Genomic DNA, 21,013 nt, shown 5'->3' with positions numbered 1-21,013 from the left:
GGCCGCTGTGCCAGCGGCGTCCGGGGGGGCAAGAAAGTGCGGACGTAAGCACTCGAACTTCGCATTGTCGTAGTTGTCTGGCATTCTCACATTCGATATCCATCGCACCTCGGAACTCGCAACGCTCTCACCGCTGATTCTCAGATCTGATCAAGAGCGCGCGCGATGTCTCAATGCTGTTGCCAGTTCCGCGCGCCCAATGGGCTTCTCGAGTACCAACAGCGTGGCGTCTTCGACGAAGGCTTGGGCTTCACTGGTGGAGGCCCCGCCGGTGAGTACCACGAGGCGTTCGCGGAGTAAGGGATGCCGCTGCGCGAGGGCAGCAGCGAATTCCCAGCCGGACATGCCGGGCATCATGAGGTCGGTGACCACCACATCGACCTCGTGCTGGTCAAGCCATGCCAGCGCGTCGGCGCCATGCGTAAAGCCTGTCGCCTGCAGCTGCTCCGCTTCCAGCCCGCGCAGCAGAGCGCGCAGCGCCTGCTCATCGTCTTCCACCATGAGCACCCGGAGCGACACAGTGGTTGCCTGTGGTGGCTCGGCGGTGACCGCGGTGCTCGTTGACAACGGCAACACGCGTTCGTCATCGAGGGGCGGCAACTCAATACACACCACCGCGCCGCCGCTCGGGGCATTGGCGAAGTGCATCGTCCCGCCGTGCGCTTCCACAATACCGCGTGACACGAACAGGCCCAGCCCGGTGCCCCCCTGCAACGACTTCGTGGTGACATAGGGCTCCCCCAATCGGGACACCACATCGCCGTCAAAGCCGGGGCCCTGATCGGTAATCGTAATCTGGGCCCAGCCGCGCGAGGTCGTGCCGGTGCGCACCTGCATGGACGTCGCCTTGGGATCATTCGCATGCAGCATGCTCTGCATGCCGTTCACCAGCGGATTGAGCACGACCTGCACCAATCGTCCTTCATGTCCCAGCACCAATGGCACCGGTTCGAGTTCGGTGGTGATCGTAATCCCCTGCCGCCACTGCGGAGCCCCCACGCGTAATGCGGCCCGTACCACCTCGCGCAGATCGAGTGGCCCCAGTTCAATGTCACTGGGGCGCACGTAGGTACGCAGGTCTTCCACCACCTGCTTGATGCGATCGACCCCCTCAAACGACTGCTCGATCATGGTGAGGGCGTCCGCGTTCTCCATCCCGCGCGCGCACTCCCGCAGTTCCTCGAGCGTGAACTGCAGATACTGCAGCGGGTTGTTGATTTCGTGCCCCACGCCGGCGGCCAGACGGCCAAGCGCCGCCAGGCGCTGCTGTTCGAGCATCTGCTCACGCGCGCGATCGCGCTCATCCGTGCGCCGGCGTATTTCGTCTGCCAGATGGTCCGTGAGCAGATCCAGCTGGTCGGCATCATCCCGGAAGCGCCGGAAGAGCTGCAAGGTGACCGGCACCACGACGCAGACATAGCCGAGGTCACCCAGAAAGATGAACTGCACCACGCCGGCCGCGACGAGGAATTCTTCGATGCCAGCCAGCAGATAGAGCGTAAAACCGATGAAGACGGCGGTGGTCCCCGGCTCACCCAGCATACGCAGCTGCCAGGTGCGATACATGCTCAGCGCCAGAAATCCAAACGGGACCAGCGCGAGCATATTGCCCAGCAGCGAGAGGGTGCTGCGCTGGAAGTTCACATCGAACGCCGGCACCACGAGCATGGAGGTTTCCGCCGAGGCAACCTCGCCGCTGATGGAGGCGATCAGGGCGACGAGCGTTCCCCCTATGGTGATGCGGCGAACCCACGGCGGCAACGAATCCCACCGTCCGTTGGGCCCCATATACGTGAACACCAGCCACGCCGCTCCGTGGAGAGTGGCAAAGACCAGATTGAACTGCAGACTCCAACTGGTATTCACCGACTCCGCTGCCCGCAGGGCCGCGAAGGCATCGACCGTACTGTAAAGACCCGCCGTCAACGTGACTGCCCCGAACCAGCGCACACGGCGCCAGCGCGGGGCCCGACCGAGAATCGAGAGCAACGCCGTCGTCGAGAATTGCAGCGTAAGGCTGACGACGGCGATAATGAACATCACGTTCATCGGTGGAGGGCGAAGGTCACACGACGATATTCAACAAGCGCTTGGGGACGAAAATCACCTTCTTGATCTCGCTGGTCACAAAGCGCGCGACGCCCTCGTCAGCCAAGGCGAGAGCCATCGCCGCGTCCTGCGTAATTTCCACCGCCACGCGGATCTTGCCACGAACCTTGCCGTTGACCTGCACCACGAGGTCCACTTCGTTGTCCAGCAGCATGGCCGGATCGAACGTGGGCCAGCCGGCGTCGAAGACGCTCCCGATGTGCCCGAGCTGCTCCCAGCATTCCTCGGCCAGGTGCGGCGCATACGCGGCGGTGAGCTGCACCAGCGACAACACCTCATCACGATGCGGCACCCGGTCGCTGCGCCGTACCGCGTTGAGATACTCCATCATGGCGGCGATGGCGGTGTTGTAGGCCAGATTGGCCGTGTCTTCGCCTACCTTTTTGATGGTGCGATGCAGCTTGCGCAACACGTCCGCATCGGGGGCACCCTCGGTGGTGGCGTCACGCACAGACGTCCAGAGGCGGTCGAGGTAGCGACGCACGCCACTGATGCCCTGATCGCGGAAATCGCCGCCTTCCTCGTACGGGCCGAGGAACATGAGATACATGCGGAACGCATCGGCGCCCCACTCTTCCATGTACACGTCGGGGTTGATGACGTTGCCTTTCGACTTCGACATCTTCGCGCCTTCACGGATGATCATGCCGTGCGCGCGAAAGCGTGTGAACGGCTCTTCGAAATCAATGAAGCCGCCGTCCTTCAGCACCATGGTGATGAAGCGCGAGTACAACAGGTGCAGCACGGCATGTTCGTTGCCGCCAATGTACGAGTTGACCGGCAGCCACGTCTGGGTGCGGGCGGCATCGAACGGCACGTCACTGTTGTTGGCACTCGGATAGCGCAGGAAGTACCAGGCGCTATCGAGGAACGTATCGCTCACGTCGGTTTCGCGGCGGGCCGGCTTGCTGCAGGTGGGACAGGGCACGCGGTACCACTCTTCGTGACGGGCGAGCGGCGAGATGCCGCTGTCATCCGGCTTGAAGTCGGGAATGAACGGCAATTCCACCGGCAGCTGTGACTCGGGCACCGGCACGGCGCCGCAGTCATCGCAGTAGATGATGGGAATGGGGGGGCCCCAGTAGCGCTGCCGCGAGATGCACCAGTCGTGCAGGCGAAAGTTCGTTACCGCCTTCGCATGCTGCTGGCCTTCGAGCCACGTGGTAACGGTGCGCTTGGCGTCCTGCACCGCGAGTCCGTCGAACTCGCCCGAGTTCACCAGCCGGCCCTGCTCATCGTCGGTGAAGGCGCTGTCGCCGAGCGGCGTGTCGGCGTGATCGTCGGGACCCGCCACGACACGCACGATGGGCAGGTTGAATACCTGCGCGAATTCGAAGTCGCGCTCGTCGTGTCCCGGCACGGCCATGATGGCGCCGGTGCCGTACTCCATGAGCACGTAGTCGGCAATCCACACGGGAATATTCTGTCCCGTTGCCGGATTCACGGCGTACGCGCCGGTGAAGACGCCGGTCTTCTCCTTGCTGCTCTTGCGCGAAATGAGGTCCTGCTTCTTGGTGGCATCGACGTACTGCGCCACTGCGTCGCGCTGCGCATCGCTCGTGAGCGCGCCCACAAGCGGATGCTCTGGTGCGAGCACGAGATACGTGGCGCCGTAAATCGTATCAGCGCGCGTCGTAAACACCGTCACCGACGCATCGTGTCCGGCAATACTGAAGGTGAGCTCGGCGCCTTCCGACTTGCCAATCCAGTTGCGCTGCGCCTGGCGCGTCACGTGCGACCAGTCGAGCCAATCGAGGTTGGCCAGCAGGCGCGGCGCGTACTCGGAGATGCGGAAGAACCACTGCTCGAGGAAGCGCTGCTCCACCGCCGTGCCACACCGTTCGCAAAGTCCGTTCTCCACCTGTTCGTTGGCGAGCACCGTCTTGTCGGTGGGGCACCAGTTCACGGCGGCGGCTTTCTTGTACGCGAGTCCCTGCTTGTGCAGCTGCAGGAAGACCCACTGCGTCCACTTGTAGTAGTCGGGGCGCGAGGTATCGACTTTCTGGTTCCAGTCCACCATGAAGCCGGCGCGTCCAAGCTGTCGCGTGAAGTTGGCGACGTTCTTGGGCGTGAGCTCCATGGGGTGGGCCCCCACCTTGAGCGCGTAGTTCTCCGAGTGAATGCCAAAGGCATCGAAGCCAAGCGGCTGGAAGACGTCGTGGCCGAGCAGCCGGTGGAAGCGGGCGGAGATGTCGCTCCCGGTGAACGCGAAGAGGTTCCCCACATGCAGCCCTTCGGCGCTGGGGTAGGGGAACATCATGAGCGCGTAGAACGGATTTGCGGGCGCGTCGAGCTTGGCGGTATTGGTGCCGCGTTCGGTCCAGCGCGCCTGCCACTTGGGCTCAACGGCAGACGGGAGGTACGGCGTGGGGGCGTCGATTTCGGACATTCCGGCAATTTAATCAGTCTCGACGGTGGACTGGCGGCTTCGTGGCTCGGCGGCCCGGCCCGGGCAGAGCCCCGGCGCGTCGGCCGGCGCCGGCTCACTCGGACCCGATCCGCTCGTGCAGTTCGGCGGACGCCAGCACCCGCACCTCTCATCGTCGTGGTCATCTCGCCGCTCACCGTCGATATCCATCGCACCTCGGGGCTCGCAACGCTCTCACGTCCACCTCTCACCTCTCATCCCGGTGCCACCGGAGGCGGGCCGCGTCCCGCGGCCGGCCGACCCGCGCACCGACGGTCAGCGCTGGTACAGGTACGCCGCCGTCTCCAGTCGCGCCCCGCGTTCGTCGCACACCGCGAACTTGCCGCCGGAGTACAGCGTCGCGCCCCCGAAGTCGCCGCTCTTGGTGAGGGCGTAGAACTCGAGGTCAAAGCGTGGGCGCCCACCCGGCCCCAGGAGGCGGGTCTCGGTCATGGCCACCACCCGCTCCAGGGCCTTGAGGCAGGCCGCCTGCGGCGCCATCCCCTGGCGCATGAACTCCACAATGAGGAACGACGCGCAGGTCTTGATATTGGCCTCACCCCGCCCCGTGCTCCCCGCCGCCCCGACCGTGTTGTCGCAGTACTGCCCGGCCCCGACAATAGGCGAATCGCCAATGCGCCCCGGCACCTTCCAGGCCATACCACTGGTGGTCGTCACCGAGCCCAGGTCGCCGGCCGCGGTCACCGCGTTCATGTTGATCGTGCCCGTGGTGAACTTGATCTTGATGTCGTCGTTGTGGTCGAGCCAGGCATCGCTGGCGTTGAGGCGCGACTTCCATCGCATCCAGTCCTGCCGGGACTTTTCCGTGAGCAGGTTCTGCTCCTTGAAGCCCATGGCGCGGGCAAAGCGTGTGGCCCCCTCCCCCACGAGCATGACGTGGTCGGTGTAGTCCATGACCGCCTTGGCCACCAGCGACGGGGTGGCAATGCCTTCAATGCACGCCACGCTCCCCGCCCGCTTCGTGGGGCCGTGCATGCAGGAGGCGTCGAGCTGCACCACCCCCTCCTCATTGGGCAACCCACCCAGCCCCACCGATTGATCGTTGGGGTCGAGCTCCTGGATATTCACCCCTGCAATGGCGGCGTCCAGCGGATCCTCACCCGCGAGCATCTTGTCGTAGGCCACCTTCACGCCGCGAATGCCGTTCGAGGACGAGACCACGCAGGGGCGCCCGCGAAACGGGGCCCCCACCGGCGCCGCCACCGATGCCACCGTCTCGGCCTCCAACGACCGCGGGACAAAACCGGCCGCCGCCAGCAGGGCGGAGCGTTCAAGGAAATCGCGACGGGACACGGTCATGAGCAATTCCGGAACTGGGACGGTTGGCGTGGTGGTATGAGGACCTCCGACGATACCGAACAATTGGCGCTGTGGCGAGTGGGGCGGCAGGGACGTCTATTCAGTGGATAGTTGAGTGGATAGTTCTTGTGCCTGCTGATGGACCGGTAACTGCAGGAGGCAGACGGCAGCCACCCAGACGGCAGGGAGCAATACACTGCTGTTCCTGCCAACTGCCATCTGTGTGGCTGCCATCTGCCATCATTCCCCGCCCCACCACGCTGTCCCCTGCCGTACCCCGTCCCCACCACCCCACCTATGCCCCTTCCGGCCAAAATCGCCGATCAGCTGCGCGAGACCTCGTTTCTCGAGGGATTCACTGACGCGCATCTTTGGAAGCTCGCCCGCCACGTCACGCCGCAGGAGCTCGCCGCGGACGAGACCATTTTCAACGAGGGGGACAGCCGGCAGCGTTTCGCCATCCTGCTGAGTGGGGCGGTGGCCATTGAAAAGGCCGCCGACGGACGTTCCACCCGTCTCGTGACCCTCGGCCCGGGGGAAGCCGTGGGCGAAGGGCTCCTGCTCGACGACAGCAATCACGGCACCACGGCACGTGTCATCATGCCGGGCTCCTGCGTGATGCTCACCCGCGCGCAGCTCGACGACATTACCCGCGAAGCCCCGCAACTCTACGCCGCACTCGTGGCCAAGGCCGCCCGCGCCATCTCCGCCCGGCTCCGCCGCGCCGATGCCACACTGGTAGGACGCGGACGCACCCTCGGGTTTGGCGGAAATCGCACCCGCAAGGAACATGACCTGCTGGGCGAACGGGACGTCCCCTTTGAAGCACTCTACGGCGTGCAGACGCTGCGGGCGCTCGAGAACTTCCCCATTACCGGTATCCCGCTGCGCGAATTCCCGGTGCTCATTGAAGCGCTCGCGGCCGTCAAGGAAGCCGCTGCGGTCACCAATCAGGAACTGGGGCTGCTGGAGCAGGACAAGTGCGACGTCATTGTGCGCGCCGCCCGGGAGATCCGTGCCGGCCGGCATCACGAGCACTTCCTGGTGGACATGATTCAGGGTGGTGCCGGGACAAGCACCAACATGAACGCCAACGAAGTCATTGCCAATCGGGCGCTGGAGCTGTGCAACGCGTCACGCGGCGACTACGAGGTCATCGGCCCCAACGATCATGTGAATCTCAGTCAGTCCACCAACGACGTGTATCCCACGGCCGTGCGGGTGGCGTTGCACAAGAGCCTCGCCACCTTTCGCGCCGAACTGAGTCGCCTGAGTGATGCGTTCGAGGTGAAGGGGGTGGAGTTCGCGCCGCTCATCAAGATGGGGCGTACCCAGATGCAGGACGCCGTGCCCATGACGCTGGGGCAGGAGTTCATGGCCTTCGCGCACACCCTGCGCGAAGACGTGGACCGGCTCGCCGAGGCGCAGCTGCTCATTCGTGAGATCAATCTGGGCGCCACCGCCATCGGGACCGGCATCAACGCGCCGCCAGGATACGCCGAGCTGGTGGCAGCACATCTCACCCGCATTTCCGAAGTCCCGGTGCTCACGGCGCCCGATCTCGTGGAAGCCACCAGCGATACCGGCGCGTTTGTGCAGCTCTCCGGCGTCATGAAGCGGACCGCCACCAAGCTCTCCAAGATCTGTAACGACCTGCGCCTGTTGTCGTCGGGCCCGCGGGCCGGGTTTGGCGAAATCAACCTGCCGGCCATGCAGCCCGGGTCGTCGATCATGCCCGGCAAGGTGAATCCGGTGATTCCGGAGGTGGTCAATCAGGTGTGCTTTGAAGTGATCGGCGGCGACGTGACCGTCACGATGGCGGCGGAGGCGGGACAGCTGCAGCTCAACGCCTTTGAACCGATCATTGCCTATCGTCTGTTGCGCGGCATCGACATGTTGCGCAACGCCTGCCTGGTATTACGGGAACGATGTGTCACCGGGATCACAGCCAATGCGGACCGGATGCGTCACTTTGTGGAGCATTCCATCGGCATCGTGACAGCGCTGGTGCCGGTGATTGGTTATGAAGCAGCAACAGACGTAGCGCGCACGGCGCTGGCCAGCGGACGCGGGGTCTTTGAGATCGTGTTGGAGCGGGGGTTGCTGACCCGTGCCCAGCTCGATGACATTCTCAATCCGGCGGCCATGACGGCGCCGCGAAACGTCACGCAGGAGTTTTCAACGGTGGGGCCGCCGGCCTGACCGACCCGCTTTCTCATTTCACGATCTGGTCATGGTCCCGTCCTCCCCGCGGTTCCGTTGGGCCGTTGTGTGTGCCTGTGCCGTACTGTCCGTTGGTGTAAGCGCCTGTGGTGGTGGTGGTGACGGAGGCGGGGTCACCCCGCCACCGCCCCCCACCGTACGGAGCGTGACGATTACGCCGAGCACCGCGACGGTGCGGGTGGGAGAAACGCAGACGCTGAGTGCGCTGGTGGACGCCGCCGCGGGTGCGGCCACCACCGTGACCTGGAGTTCGGATCTGCCAGCCGTCGCGAATGTCAGCAGCACCGGGGTGGTGACCGGTGTGGGCAGTGGCACCGCCACGATTCGCGCCACCAGTACCGCCAACAGCGCGGTCAGCGGGACCGCCTTGGTGGTGGTGCAGCCGGCGCGCACCATTGCCATTTCCCCTACCGTGGTGAATATCGGCACAGGGCAATCCGCGCCCATGACGGCCACCCTGGTCATCGATCCGGGGCTCGCCACGACCGTCACGTGGCGCAGCAGCGCGACCAACATTGTTACCGTCTCCGCCTCCGGGGTCGTCACGGGTGTCGCGCAGGGCTCGGCCCAGATCACGGTGCTCTCCACCGTGGACACCACGTTGCGGGCGAGCGCCACCGTCAACGTCGTGCAGGTGGTACGTGCGGTGACCGTTACGCCAACCACCGCCACGCTGAATATCAACGACACGCGGCAGCTGGTCGCCACCGTGACGGCCGATGCGGGGCTCCCCACCACGGTTACCTGGCGATCAGCCACTCCGACGGTGGCGTCGGTGAGCAGCACCGGACTGGTCACCGCCCTCGCGGTAGGGACCAGCGTGGTCACGGTCCTGTCCACCGCCGATACCACCCGACGGGCAACGAGTACGATCACCGTGGCGCCCCGCACCACGGCGGTCTCCATTGGGCAACGAGGCGTGGCGGTCAATCCGGGCACGAGCACCACGCTCACCGCGACGGTGGTAGCCGACCCCGGTGTGAACACCGCTCTGCAGTGGAACTCAAGCGCCCCTCAAGTGGCCACCGTGAATGCACAGGGCGTGGTTACCGGGGTGACGTTGGGCAGCACGCTGATCACGGCGTCGCTCGTAGCGGATCCCACGCGCCGCGACACGGTTACCGTGAACGTGGTGCCTCGCCTCGCCAGCACCTGGAATGCGTCGCGACTCACCGGCGCGTTGTACGAAGACGTGATTTCCATTGTGTCGCCGCAGGTCGGCGTGGCCTTCGCGGTGAACTCGGTAGGCGATGTGTATCGCTGGAATGGCACGACATGGGCGCTGAGCACGCTGGGAAGCACGCATGGCACCACGTTCTACGCGGTCCACGCGGCGGCGGCGAACAACGTGATCGCCGTTGGTCTGGGAGGACGCATTGTGCGCTTCGACGGCACGTCGTGGAGCGCCATGACCTCGGGGAGTACGCGTGACCTGTATGCCGTGTGGATGGAGAACGGCACCACCGCGTATGCCACGGGCGCCAACGGCACGGTGCTGCGCTGGAACGGCACGGCATGGAGCACGGAACCCTCCGGAAGCACGCAGGCGCTCAACGCCGTGTGGGCTGGCGACAATGTGGCGTATGCCGTGGGCGGTGAAGGCACGGTACTGCGCCGCACCGGTGCGGTGTGGAGCACGGTCACGGTGCCAAGCAACGAAGATCTCTTTGGCGTGCACGGGGTGACCGCCAACGATGTGGTCGCCGTTGGTGCCTCGGGCACCCTGTTGCGCTTCAATGGCACCGCGTGGGGCCTGGTGCCTCCGGCCGGCATCACGGGAAGCTTCTACCAGATTGCCGGGAGTGCCGCCAACGCAGGGCGCCGCTTTCTGGTCGGTGATGCCGGCGTGGCACAGCTCGATGGCAACACGCTGACAGCTGTGGCCACCCCCTATGCGCCCAAACTGTATGGCGTCACCGTCGATGGCAGTGGCGGGGTGTGGGCCAGCGGACAGCGGGGCATTGTGGTGCGCAGTGGCACACCGTGGACCACCAACAACATTGCTCCGGATCTGCTCGATGTATGGAGTGCCTCACCCACGTCGGCCTTTGCCGTGGGCGAGTACGGATTCACCTGGCGGTGGGATGGCAGCACGTGGACCCGACTGGTCACCCCCACCACGGCGCACCTCAACACGGTCTGGGCGTTCTCAGCGGCTGAAGCCTTTGCCGCCGGTGAAAACGGGACGATGCTGCGCTGGAACGGATCGGCGTGGCTGACCACGACCTTCCCCAGCACCAGCAGCATTTACGCGCTCTGGGGGAACGCCAGCAACAACGTCTATGCCACCACGCGGGCAGGTGAAGTGGCGCGCTGGAACGGCACCACGTGGAGCCTTGTGGCGAGTATCGCGAATCCCCTGTGGTCCATTTTTGGCGCCTCGAACAGCGAGATCGTAGCCACAGGAGAGAACGGGACGGTGTTGCGCTGGAACGGAGCCACCTGGACACCGCTGGCCATCCCCGCCGGGAGCGGGACACTGTCGGGCGTGTGGCTGACGGGCATTGGCAACGTGTTTACCGTTGGTGGCAACGGCTCGGGATCGGCGGGGGCGGCGTACCAGTTCTCCAACAACGCGTGGAATTCACTGCAGGTGGGGAGCACGCGCGTGCTGACGTCGGTGTGGGGCCCCAGCGTGAACGACCTGTATGTCACGGGCGCGGCCGGTCTGCTGCTGCGCTACAACGGCAATACGTGGAGCACGCTCACCACGGGCACACTCGATCTGCTGTGGGCGCTATCGGCCGCACCCAACGCCAATGGGGCCGCTTTTGCCGTGGGGCAAAACGGCACCGTGGTCGCCGGCACCAACGGCGCATTCCGTGCCGCGATGAGAAGAGAGACCGCGCGCGATCTGGAGCCGGGGACCCGCGCGAGCTGGCGACGCGCGAAAGCCGCAGACGGTGTGAGCCGGCAGCGGAAGCGCTGACAGACGCGAGACCGCCGAAGCCCGACTCGGCGGTCTCAAATCGCAAATCCCAGACCGGAGAGGGCAGAGAGGCCCAGGCCCCTCTGCCCTCTCCGTAACGTTTGTGCCCGTGGTGTGACGGTTGTGAGGCTCCCCGTGCCGGGGCGTGCCGAGACCATGACTTACTCGTCTTTGTGACGGAAGTCATGTGGGTTCCCAAAGGCCGCTCCTATGTTCACGACCATGAAATTTTCGGGCTCGCGCGTTGTTGCTGCACCGTGCTCCCGCGCTGTCGGGGTTCGCGTGTTGCCGCGAGTCATCACCATGCTGGGATTCGCCCTGCTCACGGCCTGTGGTGGCGGCGGTGATGCCACGGGCCCGGGCACGGGTGGTGGTGGTCCGCCGGTTACGCCGGTGGCCAGTCGCATTGATCTGTCAGCCAGCGCCGTTGGACTGGGCGCGGTGGGCGCGTCGGAGAATGTCACGGCACTGGTGAGAGACGGCAGCGGCAATTTGCTGTCGTCAGCCACGGTGAGCTGGTCCAGTGCGGATATCACGGTGGCCGATGTGTCGGGCTCCGGAAACACGGCCACGATTACCGCCCGCGCGCCGGGACGCACGACCATTCGCGCCACGTCGGGCGCGGTCACGCAGGACCTCGCCGTCACGGTCAGCATCATTCGCGGCATTACGCTCCCCGCATCATCGCAGGTGCGCGCTGGCGGCAGCATGATTCTGACGCCCACGCTCGACGCCGAACAGGGTGCGGCCACGGCGCTGCGCTGGGAAAGTGCCGATCCCACCATCGCCAATGTGGCGAGTGGCGTCGTGACCGGTGTGAGTCTGGGCACCACCACCATTCGCGTAAGCGCCATTGGCGATTCGCGCATCACGGCGACCACGGCGCTGACCGTCACCGGTCCGCGCAGTGTCGTCATTTCGAATGTGCCCGAGGAGCTGTTCCTGGGCGAAGATCGTCAGTTCACCGCCGTGGTGGACGTTGATGGCAACGAATCGCGCGCCATTGAGTGGAGCAGCGGCGCGCCGTCCGTTGCCACGGTCACGAGCAGTGGCCGGGTGATTGCCATTGGCCTTGGTACGGCCATCATTCGTGTGCAGTCCACCGCCTTCACGAACATGAAGGACTCGGTGGTGCTGCAGGTGCGCGTTCCGCGCTTCGTCACGGTGTCGCCCTCCTCGTCCACGATGGGCCTTGGGCAGACGCGTCAACTGAGCGCGCAGGTGCAGGCCGAGGAAGGATTCCCGTCCGCAGTCTCGTGGCGTTCGTCCAACCCATCGGTGGCCATGGTGGCGTCCAGTGGACTGGTCACTGCCGTCTCGCAGGGCACCGCGACGGTGACGGCCGTGTTGAACGCCGATACCACCCGACGCGGTACGGCCACCATCAACATCGTGCCGCTGGTGCGCGACGTTGAGGTTCAGCCCTCCGCGGTATCCATCGCAGCCGGGGACACTCGGCAGCTCGGTGTCACGCTCACGGGTGATCCGGGCGCGTCGCAGGAAGTCACATGGCGCACCGGGAACCCGGCGGTTGCCACGGTGAGTGCCACCGGGCTGGTAACCGGCGTGGCCGCCGGGACCACCATGATTACCGCGGTGTCCGTCTCGGATACCACACGGCAGTCCACGTCACTCATTACGGTGCGCAACGCGCCCACGGTGACAATGACGCCCACGAGTCTCACGATTGAGCCGGGTGAAGTGGCCTACCTGGGGGCCAGTGTGCAGGCCGACGCCGGTGTGAACACCAGCGTGACCTGGCGCACCAGCGACGCCGCCGTGGTTACGGTTTCGGGCGCCGGGCAGATTACCGGTATTGCTTTGGGATCGGCCACGATTACAGCGGTGTCGGTAGCCGATACCACCCGTCGCGCGTCCTCGGCCATTACGGTATCCTCGGCCCCGGGTGTGCGCTCGCTCAGCGTGAGCCCCGCCGCCATTTCGCTGCAGAGCAGCCAGACCGTGCAGCTCGTGCCCACCGTGCAGGTCACGGGGGGTGCGTCGGCCGGCGTGACGTACCGCAGCGACAATCCTTCGGTGGCCAGCGTGAATTTCACCGGCCTCGTAACGGCCATGGCGAACGGCAGTGCCACCATTACCGTGGCGTCTACGGCCGACCCCAGCAAGACGGCCACGGCGGCCATTACGGTCTCCGCAACGCCAACGCAACTGGCCACGGCGTGGACAGCCTCACGCCTTGGCGGCGCGCTGCACGAAGATGTGGTGTCGTTTGATGGCATCGATGCCAATTCCGCCTTTGCGGTGAACTCCAAGGGAGATGTGTTCCGTATGGTGGGTGGCGTGTGGAGCCTCGCCACACGCGGCACCACCTTCAGCACGCAATTCCTCGCGGTGAGCGCCACAGGGGTGAGCGCAGCCGTGGCCGTGGGGACCAATGGCGTCATCGCCCGCTTTGACGGAACTGCGTGGTCGGCCATGAGCAGCGGCGTAACGCAGACGCTGAACGGCGTGCATCTGGATGGCCCCACGTCGGGCTTTGCGGTGGGTGCTGGCGGCGTGGCGCTGCGTCTGAACGGCGGCAGCTGGAGCAGCACCACGACGGGCTCCACGCAGACGCTCAACAGCGTGTGGGTCGCCGGGAGTGTCGCGGTGGCAGTAGGCACGTCGGGCGAAGTGCTGCGCTGGAATGGCAGCACGTGGACGCGTCAGACCTCGGGCACCAGCGAAACGCTGTATGGTGTCACCGGCATCAGCGGGTCGGACGTGGTAGCCGTGGGCACCTTCGGGACCGTGCTGCGCTTCAACGGAACGTCCTGGAGCACCGTGAACGGCGGCAATGTCACGGCAGACCTGTACAGTGTGTCGGGGAGCACGGCCAACAGCAATCGCTATTACATCGCGAGCGACAACGGGCTGTACTCGCTCAACAACAACAGCGTGCAGCTGGTGACCACGCCGTACGCGCCGCGCCTCTTTGGGACGTCGATTGACGCCAGCGGCAATGTGTGGACCAGCGGGCAGCGCGGCAGTGTAATGCGCCTCTCCGGTACCACCTGGGAAACGGTGAATCTGGCCCCCGATCTGATTGACGCCTGGAGCACCGCCACCAGCAATGCGTGGGCGGTGGGCGAGTTTGGCTTCATCTATCGCTGGAACGGCAGCACCTGGTCGCGGCAGAGCACGCCCACGACCACGACACTGAACGCGGTGTGGGGTACGAGCACCACCGAAGCGTTTGCCGGTGGTGATGACGGCACGATGCTGCGCTGGAATGGCTCCAGCTGGACCGCCATGTCGTTCCCCTCCACGGGCAGTGTGTACGGCCTCTGGGGATCGGCGTCGAACAGTGTCTACGCGGTCACCTCGAGCGGCGAAGTGCTGCGCTTCAACGGCACCAGCTGGAGCATCGTGGCCACGTCCAGCTCCGCGCTGTGGGTGGTGTACGGGTCGTCTGCCAACGATGTGTACGCGGCGGGCGAGAACGGAACCACGCTGCGCTTCAACGGCACATCGTGGAACACGATGAACGCGCCGACCGCCGGGACGATGGCGGGTATCTGGTCGGCCGGCCCGGCCACGGTGCTGTCCGTCGGTGCCAACTCGAGCGGGACTGGTGGCATTGCCTATCGTCATAACGGCACCACCTGGAGCGCAATGAGCATGCCGGTATCGAGTGTGCTCACATCTGTCTGGGGCGCCAATCAGAACGATGTGTACGCCACCGGTGAAACGGGCACGATTCTGCGCTGGAACGGCACCAGCTGGAGCAGCATGACCTCCGGCTCCACCGACCTGCTGTGGGCGGTGACGGGCGCCCCGGCGGGCAACGGCGGCGGCTTCGCGGTGGGCTACAACAGCACGGTCGTGGCGGCCACCAGCACCGGCGGCTTTGGAGTGGCGGGATATCGCGCCCTCACGACCGCGCGTGGTATGGAACTCGACCCACGTGCGGGCGCCAAACTGGTGCGCGGTGCGCTGCCAACGGGTAAAGCCCGCAAGCATCGCCGCGGGCGGTAAATCGGGGAGCCGGCAGCAGGGCGGCGGTGCCGCAACCGGCACTGGTGTGTGGGCCGGCACCGCACAACTGCCTTACGAGGACTGGTCCGTGTGTTGTGACACGGCGTTCAAACGAGGACGGCGACGGTGGAAGCGACAGCCACTCTCCACCTCCTGGCATTCAATCATTCAAAAAATGAACAACCGTGCGGCTGCACTACGCCGCTCGACTCATGCCGGGGCCAGTCTTCGACAAGACGCTCTCTCCACCCGCACGGAGCAGTCCTCGTAAGGCCGTTCCAACCCCGCTCGCGACTGACCCCCATGTTTGGGTTGACGGCCCGGAACTGGTCGAACAACGCCTCCCCTTAGTCCCGCGAGAAGGCCGCCATGGTTGGGCCCATCGCGTCGATGGTTTCGCGCGCGTGCCAGCGGTCCTTGCCGTTGTACAGAAAGGCAAAGGCCAAAATCTCGCCGTTCTCCGCCGTGACGTAGCCCGAGAGGCCAATCACATCGTTCGTCGTGCCGGTCTTGGCGTGCAGGTTCCCCTGGGCCGGCGTGGCGCGCATGCGATTGCGTAACAGCTCCGATTCACCCGCCACGGGCAGCGACGCGTGAAAGGCGCTCCCCCACGAGGCCTGGTGCGCATGATCAAGCAACTGGACCAACGCGCGTGGCGTGACGCGATCGAGTACGGAGAGTCCACTGCCGTCGGTGACACTGACCGCATCGGGCGATGCGCCCACCTGACGGGTGAGAAACTGCTGCAGTGTTTGCGATGCCATTTCGGCGGACCCGATGTTCGTTTTCTCGAGCCCACGCGCGGCGTTCCGGAAGAGCAATTCCGCGAAGATGTTGATGCTCTCGCGATTCATCACACTGACCAGCCGGGCCAGCGGTGGCGACGGGAGACTGGTCACCATGGCGGCGTTGTCGGGGGTGCGCCCCACGCGAAGCGTCCCGTCCACCTTTACGCCATGCGCCTCCAGCGCCGTCTTGAAGGCGCCGGCGGTGAAGGTGACCGGGTCGCCGACCACGAGCTGATAGCGCGACGTGCCGGCCCGGGCGCCAATGGTGCCCGACACCACGACGCGATCATCACCAATGCGACGGGCACTGATGCGGGTACCCCCCCCCGCAACCGTACGCACGGTGTTGGTGATGGTCAGCCCCGCCGTGGCGGGCTCCAGAAACACCTGTCCGGCGCCCCCCGCCTTGCCCGGTGTGACCCCGACAATGACGATGTTCTCGTTGAGCGTGAGGGCGGAGAAGGGGGCGGCATATCCCGCCCCGGCGTAGCGCGTCAACCAGCCCTCAGGAATGCGCCGGCTTTCAAAACCGCTGGCGTCGGCCACCACATCGCCGGTCACTCGGCGGATGCCGGCGCCAGCGACAAATTGCGCCAGCAGCGCCATGGACGCACCTGGACCGCCGCGCACAAAGCGGGGCGAGAGCGACGGATCGCCGTCGCCGCGCAACACGAGGTTCCCGGTCAGGGTGCCATCAGGAGCCAGCGCACCGTCGCGCAGGACGTCGGTGCTGAAGGTGTGTTCGGCCCCCAGCTTCTCCAGCGCAATGGCCGCGGTAAACAGCTTCATGGTACTGGCCGGGACCAACCGACTGCCAGCGCCGTGCGCAAACAGCGTGTCGCCGCGCGTAATGCTCACCACCATGGCGCCCCAGTCGCCGTTCCGGGTGCGACTGCCCAGCAGCACGCCCAGATCCGCGGTAAGAGCCTCGGCCCCCCGCGGGGTGGTGTGGCGCAGGACCGGAATGACCGGCGCGCGACGCTTGGGGGCAGACGTGGTGCGCTTGGAGCGGGCGGGAGTCTTCTTGGTGGTGGTGCGCTTGGGTTGACGCTCGCGCACCTGCTGCACGCCGGCCGCAGCCACCGTGTTGGCTGACACCGGCGCGAAAACCGGTGCGGCCAGCGCCGCACGCGGAACCACCGGAGTGACCACCAGAGCGGACAGGGCCAGTGTGCACACCGAAACGAGCGACGAACGTGCACACCAGCAAATGCAACGGTTCATGACGTCAGACCTTGAGTACGAATCCGCGCTTCCATGCCGCCCACAGGATCAGATACCAGAGGGCCACGAAGCTGACGGCGTAAGCAAACGACGCTTCCCGCGGCGGAAGCCAAGAAGCAAACATCGTAGTGAAGGCAAACCCCTGAGCCGAGGTCCGCGTTCCGTTTTGCGTTTCCCACGTCCAAATGGACGAGATGCAACGGGCCATCAATCCGGAGCCCAGAAAGGCCAGCATCGGATTCGTCCCATAAATGACGAACGGATGGGTCCAGCGTCGCAGCTGCTGCACATCGATGAGCCACATGCAGGTAGCCAGCGAGACGGCCCCGATCCCGGCCGTGAACACCACGTACGAGCTCGTCCAGATGTTCTTGTTGATGGGGAACACCCAATGCCAGATGGCGCCGAGCATCATGGCCAGCGCGCCCACGGCAAAGAGGCCGGCGAGACGCTCCGCGAGCGGACGCTGCTGCTCGCCAATCCATTTGCCAGCAAAGGTCCCGCAGATCATGGTCCCGACCGCGGGGAGCGTGCTGAGCAGCCCTTCGGGGTCCCACGTTTTGCCCCCCACCCACAGATGGTTGGTGCCCAACACCACGCGGTCGAGCCACGCACTCAGCAGCTGGTCCGGTTTATCGAGCACAAAGCGGCCCGGCACGCCGGTATCCGGCACCGGCACCAGCGTCATGAGGGCCCAGTAGCTCAGCAGCAACGCCGCCAAGATGGCCACCTGCTGTTTGACCGACGTGCGCCAGGTGAGCAGCCCGCCCACGATGTAGGCCAATCCAATGCGCTGCAGCACGCCCATGACGCGCCAATGCTCAATGCGATCCAGCACCCGGGCCCCGAAGGACGCGCCGTCGAGCGACGACGACCAGGTGAAAAACGGAAAGCCGGAGAGCAGGAAGCCGAAGAGAAAAATGAGCGCCCCGCGACGGAGAATCTGTCGCAGGATGGCCTGGTCATCGTCGCCCCGTGCCCGCCGCACCCGCAGCGACAGCTCCGTGGTGATGCCGACGATGAAGAGGAAGAACGGGAAGATGAGATCGGTGGGTGTCCAGCCGTGCCACGGCGCGTGCTGCAGCGGCGGATAGATCGCCGACCAGGTGCCGGGATTGTTGACCAGCAACATCCCGGCGACGGTCATGCCACGGAAGACGTCAAGCGAGACGAGTCGCTCCGTCTTCAGGGACCCTGTCATTTGCTGGCGTCCGCGGGGCTGGCAGCAGCCGGCGCGGTGGTCGGCTTCGGCAACCGCCAGGCCCCGGTGCTGTCGCAGCGCACCATGATCTGTCGCACCGGGGAGACCTTTCCTTCGTGCTCGCCGCCGATGTAGTGGCCACCCAGCGAGAAGGTGACGGTGTTGCCGTTATCGCTTTCGGTACGCCCCTTGTAGACCACCAGCATGGAGGTGTACGGCCCGGCATCGGCCAGCTTTTGGCGCACCTGCGCCTGATTCTTGGGGTTGTCGTTGTAGAAGTACGTGGGGCCCTTGTCCTGCAGCGCCTTGAAGCCGTCTTCCGGGAGCGCCGAATCGGTCCCAAAGGCGCTTAGGAACCGCTGCGGCAGTGGATCGGCGGTGGTGATGTAGTCGAGCACTGCACGACGGAGCGCCGTGGTATCGGCATTGGCGCACTGGGGAACCGCCGCGGCCTGCTTGTTGCCACTGACGGATGAGTCTTTGGCCCCGGACCCGTCACCACAGGCGGCGAGCAGCAGGGCAAGCGGCGCAGCCAGCGTCAGCGACGCGGCAAGTCGGGGGCGCGGAGACATGAGGCGATTGGGCGAAGGGCGTGGTCGATGGGCGCGGGAGCGATCTGTCGGAGTGTCGCTACACCAACGGAGTTTGTCGAGGGGCGACGATCGCGAGATAGGGGCCGCCCAGTCGCGACGTGGAGGTGAGAGCGTTGCGAGTCGCGACGTAGAGGAGAGAGCGTTGCGAATCGCGAGGTGCGATGGATATCGAAGGTGAGAGGCGCGATGAAAGCGAGGTGAGAGGTGCGAGTGCTGGCATCGGCGCGTACCTGCCCCTCACTCACGTGGGGAACAGCGGTCGTAACTGCAGTTCCGCTGTTACTCGGTAACCCGCTAACCCATAACGCAGTTTCCAGCTCACCCTCAGACATCTGACATCCGCCATCAGACATCTCACCTCTCCGTCACCCGTGCCGCGGTCAGTCCCAGCTGGCGTCCAGCTGTTCCTGGAGTCCCGACAGGGCTTCGTCCCACGTGGCCTTCACCATGCGCTCGTCGGTGCCAACGGGCAGTTTGGTGAGTTCGAGGCTCACCGTGCAGCGGGCGTTCCCTTGCCGGGCGACGGACATGGCCACGAGGGTGCCGTCGGGGAAGGCCAGTCGAATGAATCGCGGCGCGAGGACGCTCACGATGCGAAAGAGCTGCGTGGGCGCCCACCTACGTTTGTCGGGATCGTTGACCGCGCGAAACACGGCGCTGGCGGGCACGTTGAGAATGCGCGAGACGCGCACCGTGAGTCCGCTGTCAGGCGCGCTGGGCACGTCGGCAGGCACTGGCGGGCGAACCACCGGCGCCGCACTCGGTGCTTTCGGGCGCGGCGTCTTGGCGTTTGGCGTCTTGGTGTGCGGCGTCCTGGCGTCTGGCGTCCTGGCGTCTGGCGTCCTGGCGTGCGGCGCCTTGGTGTGTGGCGCCCCCTTGCCGGCCGCAGACGTGCTCAGGGGGCCATTCCGCCGGGCGCCTTGAGTGGATGACCCACGCGGTGCGATGCTCGCCCCGCGCGCGCGCGGTGCAGGCTCCCGCTTCGGCTGGTCCCGCAGTTCCTGGTCGCGCCGCTCCTGCTCGCGCATCTCGCGTTGCCGACGTTCGTACTCGCGCTGTTCCCGCTCCCGCTGCTCGCGCGCGGGGGCTTCTTCGCGCTCCTTCTCGACCAGCTTTTTGGAGAGACCTTTGCGATGGGCCGCGCGGGTGGGAGCGTGGTAGCCCGCCTGCGTGCCGGCCCGTACCTCGCGCGGTTCCTCGGCCGCGTCCTGAGCGGCGTTGGCTTTGGCGCCGCGACGGAGCGGCTTGCCCCCACGACCACTGGTCTTGCCCTTCACCGGACGCTTCATGGCTGCGTCCGCGGCACCCACCCCACCTGCGCACTTTCTTCGGAATCTTCCCCGCGGGCCGACCACTTGAAGAACACCACGGTCATGACCGCATAGAAGAACACGCCGCCCGGGATCCACATGATCAGCCCACCGTACTGCTGATCCTGCAATGGCGTGATGCCCAGAATACGCGGCGCCACCGCATACGCGGGATACAAGAGGGAATCCGCCATGGCGATGTAGATCGAAATGATCGACATGGGGATGACCATGAGGAAGCAGTACAGCATCTGCGCCGGATAGGCGGCCCGCGGCAATTCCGGCAGCGGCGACATGAGCGGCCACCACATGAGCACCGACGCCGCGATGAACATGAGGTGCTGCAGGATGTGCACGCCGTGGTTGGCCAGCGCGAGATTGTACATGGGCGGCAAATGCCACAAGGCCAGCACCACGTTGAAGATCACGAAACTCGACGCCGTGCTGGTGAGCTTGCGCGCCACCGGGAACAGCGCGGCGCGGCGCAACATGGGACGCAGCATCCATCCCGGCGTACCGGCAATCATGAGCGGCGGCACGACCAGCGTGAGAATGAGGTGCTGCACCATGTGCCCGCTGAACAGATAGAAATCGCTCAGGTCGTGCAGCGGCCCGTTCAGCGTAAAGAACAGCAGCACCAGCGACGAGAAGTAGGCAAGCCGTTGCATGGGCGTTGGCCCCGCTGGCGCCGCCGCAGCGTCCAGCTGATTGGCGTCCGCGCTGTCGGCGGTCACACCAACGGGGAACCGGTCCGCCGCACTGGGCCCCTGTTTCGCGCGCCAGATATACGCCGCGGCAAAGAGGGCAATGCCAATCGTTGTGCTCGGGTGGACCGAGAACTCCGTAAGCGACAGGCGGGCGACAGGATGAAGCAGATACATAGGCGAAATCTAATCAGGCAACGGATGAGCAACTCAAAACTCAACACCCG

11 protein-coding genes are annotated in these 21,013 nt (G+C 65.5%); 3 read left to right on the top strand and 8 right to left on the bottom strand.

The features are described 5' to 3' along the window. Positions 1-150: 150 nt before the first annotated feature. The 3 genes from GEMMAAP_RS03300 to GEMMAAP_RS03290 form a co-directional block, all read right to left on the bottom strand. Complete coding sequence (locus GEMMAAP_RS03300) at positions 151-2,040, bottom strand: hybrid sensor histidine kinase/response regulator (RefSeq protein ID WP_158514709.1); 1,890 nt, start codon at positions 2,038-2,040, stop codon at positions 151-153. 25 nt (positions 2,041-2,065) lie between these two features. After that, positions 2,066-4,498, bottom strand: a complete 2,433-nt coding sequence (gene leuS, locus GEMMAAP_RS03295; RefSeq protein ID WP_053334014.1) for a leucine--tRNA ligase — start codon at positions 4,496-4,498, stop codon at positions 2,066-2,068. Positions 4,499-4,792: 294 nt separating this feature from the next. Continuing rightward, positions 4,793-5,836, bottom strand: a complete 1,044-nt coding sequence (locus GEMMAAP_RS03290) for a glycosylasparaginase (RefSeq protein WP_026849407.1) — start codon at positions 5,834-5,836, stop codon at positions 4,793-4,795. Positions 5,837-6,133: 297 nt separating this feature from the next. On the opposite strand from GEMMAAP_RS03290, the gene GEMMAAP_RS03285 reads away from it, so the two are divergent. The 3 genes from GEMMAAP_RS03285 (at position 6,134) to GEMMAAP_RS03275 (ending at position 14,966) form a co-directional block, all read left to right on the top strand. Then, on the top strand, positions 6,134-8,038 hold the full coding sequence (locus GEMMAAP_RS03285; protein ID WP_082821017.1) for an aspartate ammonia-lyase: 1,905 nt from the start codon (positions 6,134-6,136) through the stop codon (positions 8,036-8,038). 31 nt (positions 8,039-8,069) lie between these two features. Further along, positions 8,070-10,988, top strand: a complete 2,919-nt coding sequence (locus GEMMAAP_RS03280) for an Ig-like domain-containing protein (RefSeq protein WP_026849406.1) — start codon at positions 8,070-8,072, stop codon at positions 10,986-10,988. 222 nt (positions 10,989-11,210) lie between these two features. Next, complete coding sequence (locus GEMMAAP_RS03275; protein ID WP_158514708.1) at positions 11,211-14,966, top strand: beta strand repeat-containing protein; 3,756 nt, start codon at positions 11,211-11,213, stop codon at positions 14,964-14,966. A gap of 347 nt (positions 14,967-15,313) precedes the next feature. Here GEMMAAP_RS03275 and dacB read toward each other — a convergent pair whose 3' ends face one another. The 5 genes from dacB to GEMMAAP_RS03250 form a co-directional block, all read right to left on the bottom strand. Continuing rightward, positions 15,314-16,978, bottom strand: a complete 1,665-nt coding sequence (dacB, locus tag GEMMAAP_RS03270; protein WP_082821016.1) for a D-alanyl-D-alanine carboxypeptidase/D-alanyl-D-alanine endopeptidase — start codon at positions 16,976-16,978, stop codon at positions 15,314-15,316. Between the two features lie 4 nt (positions 16,979-16,982). Then, positions 16,983-18,179, bottom strand: coding sequence for an acyltransferase family protein (locus tag GEMMAAP_RS03265; protein WP_043580209.1), 1,197 nt, complete (start codon positions 18,177-18,179; stop codon positions 16,983-16,985). Next, positions 18,176-18,751 (bottom strand): hypothetical protein, encoded by a 576-nt coding sequence (locus GEMMAAP_RS03260; protein WP_026849403.1) that lies wholly within the window; start codon positions 18,749-18,751, stop codon positions 18,176-18,178. The genes GEMMAAP_RS03265 and GEMMAAP_RS03260 overlap by 4 nt, the downstream gene beginning before the upstream one ends. 401 nt (positions 18,752-19,152) lie before the next feature. Continuing rightward, complete coding sequence (locus GEMMAAP_RS03255) at positions 19,153-20,061, bottom strand: SRPBCC family protein (RefSeq protein ID WP_145978973.1); 909 nt, start codon at positions 20,059-20,061, stop codon at positions 19,153-19,155. Continuing rightward, on the bottom strand, positions 20,058-20,963 hold the full coding sequence (locus tag GEMMAAP_RS03250) for a cytochrome c oxidase assembly protein (RefSeq protein WP_053334010.1): 906 nt from the start codon (positions 20,961-20,963) through the stop codon (positions 20,058-20,060). The genes GEMMAAP_RS03255 and GEMMAAP_RS03250 overlap by 4 nt, the downstream gene beginning before the upstream one ends. Positions 20,964-21,013: the final 50 nt, after the last annotated feature.

This window comes from Gemmatimonas phototrophica (assembly GCF_000695095.2).
In the GTDB taxonomy this organism is placed as follows: domain Bacteria; phylum Gemmatimonadota; class Gemmatimonadetes; order Gemmatimonadales; family Gemmatimonadaceae; genus Gemmatimonas; species Gemmatimonas phototrophica.
Note: the sequence above shows the minus strand (reverse complement) of the source record. Positions and strands in the feature narration are given on the sequence as shown.